Genomic DNA, 5,155 nt, shown 5'->3' with positions numbered 1-5,155 from the left:
TCGGCGAGATCGGCGATCGAATAGAACTTGCCGGTCGGGGTGGTGCTCAATCCCAGGATTTGCGGAAAGATGAACCAGATCCAGTGGCTGCGTTTGAAACCGTTGCGCAATTCGTCGAGAGCCTGTCGATAGACATCGTCCTGAGCCCTTACGAACCGTTCGAGGTCGCTTGGCCCGGTCAAGGCCGCTCAGTCCCGGAGCAGTTCGTTGATGCCCGTCTTCGAGCGGGTCTGCGCGTCGACGGTCTTGACGATGACCGCGCAATAGAGCGACGGGCCGGGGCTGCCGTCGGGCAGGGGCTTGCCGGGCAGGGAACCGGGGACGACTACCGAATAAGGCGGGACCTTGCCCATATGCACTTCGCCGGTCGCGCGATCGACGATCTTGGTCGACGCGCCGAGATAGACCCCCATCGAGAGTACCGCGCCTTCGCCCACGACAACCCCTTCGGCCACTTCGCTGCGTGCGCCGATAAAGCAATTGTCCTCGATGATGACCGGTCCGGCCTGCAGCGGCTCCAGCACCCCGCCGATCCCGGCGCCGCCCGAGATATGGACGTTCTTGCCGATCTGGGCACAGCTGCCCACGGTCGCCCAGGTATCGACCATCGTCCCCTCGTCGACATAGGCGCCGATATTGACGAAGCTGGGCATCAGCACCACGCCCCTGCCGATGAAGCAGCCACGGCGGGCAATTGCGCCGGGAACAACGCGGAAGCCGGCTTCCTTGAAGCGGATGTCGCCCCAACCGGCAAATTTGGAGAGCACCTTGTCGTAGCCCGGCGCGCCAGCCGCGCCATTGGGAACGACAGAATTCTCGGTCAGCCGGAAGGACAGCAGCACCGCCTTCTTGAGCCACTGGTTGACCTGCCAATCGCCCGCGGCGTTCTTCTCGGCCACGCGCTCTTCTCCGGAGTCCAGCATCGCCAGCGCGTCTTCGACCGCGTCGCGCACTTCGCCGCTTCCGGGGGTCACATTCTCGCGATCTTCCCAGGCCGCATCGATCGCGGACTGCAATTCTGCCGACATGGTAATAGGTTTCCTTCGAGCGCGGTATTCGGGCGGAGTTGGTTGCTATCGCGCCTAACCCCTCGCTTCGACCGGGGCAAGGCGCATTGCATCGCGATTACGGTGAATAAGCCCCGTCAACGCCGTCGGCGGGAGTGTTCAATTCCGGTAACCTGGCGCATTCAGTCGATCTTAACCACAACGGTGGGATGCCGGCTCGGGGGGACTTCGATCGGATGATGGACCGGATGATGCAATTGCGACGGCGCTTGGGCACCGGAACGGCGCTTGGAGCGCTCGTACTGGTCGCAGCCTGTGGGGGCGGTGGCGGTGTGCAGAGCACGCCTCCACCTGCAACTTCACCTGCGCCCACACCTGCTCCGACCCCGACGCCAACCCCGACCCCGACGCCAACCCCGACGCCAACACCGACACCCACTCCTACGCCCACGCCTACTCCGACACCGACACCGACACCCACGCCTACTCCAACACCGACACCGACACCGACTCCCACGCCAACGCCCACGCCTACTCCGACGCCCACGCCTACTCCGACGCCAACACCGACTCCCACGCCAACGCCGACACCTACCCCTACGCCGGCAAGCTACGTTCCGCCCCCGTTGCCGCCCGATTCGATCGGTTACAACGACCAGGAATTCCAGGATTCCGATGGGCCGCGCTTCCATGGCGCGCCGACTGCCTGGGTCGCCGGTACGACCGGAGCGGGCGAGATCATTGCCATCGTCGACAGCGGCATCTTCACCGCCAACTCGGAGTTTGCCGGCCGAATCTCGGCGGATTCGCACGACATCTTCCCGGCGCGCGCCACCGTCGAGGCCGAGGGCGATCACGGAACGCTCGTGGCCATGGTGGCCGCTGGGGCCAATAACGGAGACGGCACGGTCGGCATCGCCTATGGCGCAACGATCATGGCGATCCGGTCCGATCAGCCTGACAGCTGCACTGGCGTGGACGGCTGCAGCTTCGGCGACGTCTCGGATGCGATCGACTGGGCAGTCGATCACGGCGCAACCGTGATCAACATGTCGATAGGCGGGGCTACCGCCACGGCAAACGAGATTGCCGCGGTTCAGGCTGCAGCAAACGCAGGCGTCGTGGTCGTGATCTCCGCGGGGAATGGCGGCGGCAACCGTCCCGATCTGTTTCCTCGCTCGCTGGCGGCGCTCGACCTGGGCAATGTGATCATTGTCGGGTCGGTGAACGCGGCGGGCAATGTCTCGAGTTTCACCGACAAGGCGCGCGACAGCGAGGAATACTACCTGAGCGCGCTCGGTCAGGGCGTGGCCGTCTATCTCGACGGTCCGCAATGGGCCAGCGATCCCGATTGCCCGAGTCCCACTTTTTGCCTCATCAGCGGAACCAGCTTTTCGGCACCCCAGGTCGCCGGCGCTGTGGCCCTGATCGCGCAGGCCTTCCCGACAATGACCGGACAGGAAATCGTCAGCCTGCTGTTCGAGACGGCGCAGGATGTCGGGGATCCCGGACTCGATGACATCTATGGCTGGGGCATTCTCGATATCCACGAGGCGTTCCAGCCGCAGGGAACCACTACCCTGGCATCGACCGGCACTTCCGCCCTTCCTTTGAGCGACAACACCGTGCTCGGCTCGCCAGCCATGGGCGATGCCCTGTCGGCCATGTCGTTGGAGACGGTGGTCCTCGACAAATACGATCGGGCCTTCCGCCACAATCTCGGCTTCGGCATGCGCGGAGCGAGCGTTCCGCGCCGCCTGTTCGGCGCGGTCGGCCAGCAAATCCGTTCGGTAAGCCTGGACAGCGGCAAGACCGCACTGGCCTTCACGCTCGACCGATCGGAGAAGTCTCTGCCAAGGCGGTTGCCGCAGGAGCTCAAGCTCAGCCTTCAGGACGCCGAGAAGGCCCGTGTGCTGGCAGCGAGGATCGCCCTGCGGATCGCGCCGGAGGCGCAGTTCGGTTTTGCCTATGCCGAGAGCGCGGATGGCCTGGTTGCCCAGATGCGGGGTCAGGATCGGCCGGCTTTCCTGGTGGCGCGCGAACCAGGTGGCGACGACGGGATCTTCAGGCAGGAGGATTTCTCGGTCGCGTTCCGCCGTACCTTTGGTTCGTGGGGCGTGACCGCGTTCGGCGAAAGCGGCGCTGCCGTTACCGGTCCGCAAACGGAGTTGGCGGCCGACTGGGACAGCTTTCGCGAGCACCATTCGATGCACACGCTGGGCTTCGTAATCGACCGGCAATTTGGCTCGCTGGAGACGTCGCTTGGCCTGAGCTGGATGGACGAACGCCGCACGGTGCTGGGTGCGCGCTTCCACGACGCCTTCGGCGGGGGCGGGGCCAGGACCTTGTTTGCCGACGCATCGGCCAGCTGGCGCTTTGCCGACGGGTGGCGTCTGGGCGGATCGCTCCGAAAGGGCTGGACCTACGCCGGCAATGGTTCGCTGATTGGAAGCGGTTCGTATCTCGCAAGCGATGCATGGTCGCTCGATCTCGAGCGGCGCGGTTTGTTCTTCGACGCCGACCGGATCGGCTTCAGGATCGCCCAGCCGGTAAGGGTCGGGCGCGGCGGCCTCAACCTCAACCTGCCCGTTTCCTGGAGCTACGAGACCGAAAGCGCCAGCTTCGCCATGCGCACACTTTCGCTGTCGCCCGAAGGCCGCGAAATCCTGGGTGAACTGGCCTGGCACAGCCCGCTCTGGGGCGGTTCGGCCTCGGCGAGCCTGTTCTACCGGCGCGATCCGGGCCATTACGCCCAAGTTCCGGACGATGCCGGGCTCGCGCTGCGCTGGATGGCGGAGTTCTAGCGCTCACCGCGGTTCCAACTTCCGCCCGTGCGGGCTAGGCTACAGTTCCTTCGCGAGAGGTAGCCATGATCGACACCGCCAGCTTGTTCAGTCTCGAAGGCCGGACTGCGCTCATCACCGGCGGTTCGCGCGGAATCGGGCGCATGATTGCCGAGGGGTTCCTTGCGGCCGGATGCGAGCGAATCTACCTCACCGCGCGCAAGGCGGACCAGCTCGCGGCAACCGCTGCCGAGCTGGGCGAGAGAGTCATCGGAATTCCCGGAGACATAAGCACTCTCGAAGGCATCGTGAGCTTGGCGGGAGAACTGGCGCGGCGCGAGCAGCGGCTCGACATCCTCGTCAACAATGCCGGGGCGGCCTGGGGCGCGAGTTTCGAGAGCTTCCCCGAAAGCGGCTGGGACAAGGTGGTCGACCTCAACCTCAAGACGCCTTTCTTCCTTGCCCAGAAGCTGCACGGCCTGCTCAAGGCCGCAGCAACGCCCCAACAACCGGCGAAAGTGATCAACATTGCCTCGGTCGACGGAATGCGGCTCAATCCGTGGGAGACCTATCCCTACCAGGCATCGAAAGCGGGGCTGATTCACCTGACCAGGCGAATGGCAGCTCGACTGATTGCCGATGACATCGTGGTCAGCGGTATCGCCCCGGGTGCATTTCCAAGCGAGATGAACAAGGCGGCGCGCGACGCGGCGGAGCTGGTGGCGAAAGCCATCCCGTCCGGTCGGGTGGGGGTTGCAGAAGACATCGCCGCCGCCGCGATCTTCCTCGCCAGCCGCGCGGGCAATTATGTTGTCGGCTCGACCATTCCGGTCGATGGCGGGATCGTCGACGCCAATGCCGCGGTCGGCTTCGGCGATGCCGGCGGGAAGCCCTAGCGGCCGAACATCCGGCCGAGAAGTCCGACCTTCTTCGCTTCGGGTTCGGAATCGTTGTTGGCGGCGATTTGCGCCCGGATATTGCGCGGTTCGAGCTCGACGATTTCTACCGGGCGCTTTGGCGCGGCTTTGGTAATCAGCGAGCCGAGATCGGCGACCGGCGCGGCAGTCTCGATCGTCTTTTCGGGATAATGGACGCTTGCCACCGCGGGCTGCATGTCGAAGGTCCCGGAAATCACCGGAATTCGTCCGGGCAGGCCGTGCCTCGCCAGTTCGGCGCCGACCGCCTGGTGAAAGCGCAGCGCCCTCAGCCAGCAGGCCAGGACATATTCGACATAGCCCTCTGGCGCTTCGGCGGTCCGGCGATCGCGCAGGAAATGGCGCTGCTTGTGGTGGATCAGCGCGGTGTTGAGCGCTTCCAGCCCCGTAACTTCCATGTAGACTTCGATGTCTTCCTCGTGGCCCGCCC

Annotated in this window: 5 protein-coding genes; 2 read left to right on the top strand and 3 right to left on the bottom strand. The window is 64.9% G+C overall.

Annotated elements, in window-relative coordinates; translation table 11 throughout:
* Nucleotides 1-182 (bottom strand): DUF1810 family protein (locus tag AC16XC_RS05405; protein ID WP_484033623.1); only part of this gene is annotated, 182 nt, incomplete at its 3' end.
* A gap of 6 nt (nucleotides 183-188) precedes the next feature.
* Complete coding sequence (gene dapD, locus AC16XC_RS05400; RefSeq protein WP_484033622.1) at nucleotides 189-1,028, bottom strand: 2,3,4,5-tetrahydropyridine-2,6-dicarboxylate N-succinyltransferase; 840 nt, start codon at nucleotides 1,026-1,028, stop codon at nucleotides 189-191.
* A gap of 605 nt (nucleotides 1,029-1,633) precedes the next feature.
* On the opposite strand from dapD, the gene AC16XC_RS05395 reads away from it, so the two are divergent.
* Nucleotides 1,634-3,811 carry a S8 family peptidase gene (locus AC16XC_RS05395; RefSeq protein WP_484033621.1) on the top strand — a complete coding sequence of 726 codons (2,178 nt, stop codon included), beginning with the start codon at nucleotides 1,634-1,636 and terminating at the stop codon, nucleotides 3,809-3,811.
* Between the two features lie 68 nt (nucleotides 3,812-3,879).
* Nucleotides 3,880-4,686: an SDR family oxidoreductase gene (locus AC16XC_RS05390; RefSeq protein ID WP_484033624.1), complete on the top strand. Its 807-nt coding sequence runs from the start codon at nucleotides 3,880-3,882 to the stop codon at nucleotides 4,684-4,686.
* On the opposite strand, the gene AC16XC_RS05385 is transcribed toward AC16XC_RS05390, so the two are convergent.
* The coding region (locus tag AC16XC_RS05385) for a hypothetical protein (protein ID WP_484033620.1) at nucleotides 4,683-5,155 on the bottom strand (473 nt) is incomplete at its 5' end. The two genes, AC16XC_RS05390 and AC16XC_RS05385, sit on opposite strands and share 4 nt — an antisense overlap.

This window comes from Candidatus Andeanibacterium sp., from assembly GCF_057143545.1.
This window is presented reverse-complemented; position numbering and strand designations above follow the sequence as displayed.

Coding starts and splice junctions, on each gene's coding strand:
- dapD (WP_484033622.1), bottom strand. CDS start 1,028: ATGTCGGCAGAATTGCAGTCCGCGATCGATGCGGCCTGGGAAGATCGC.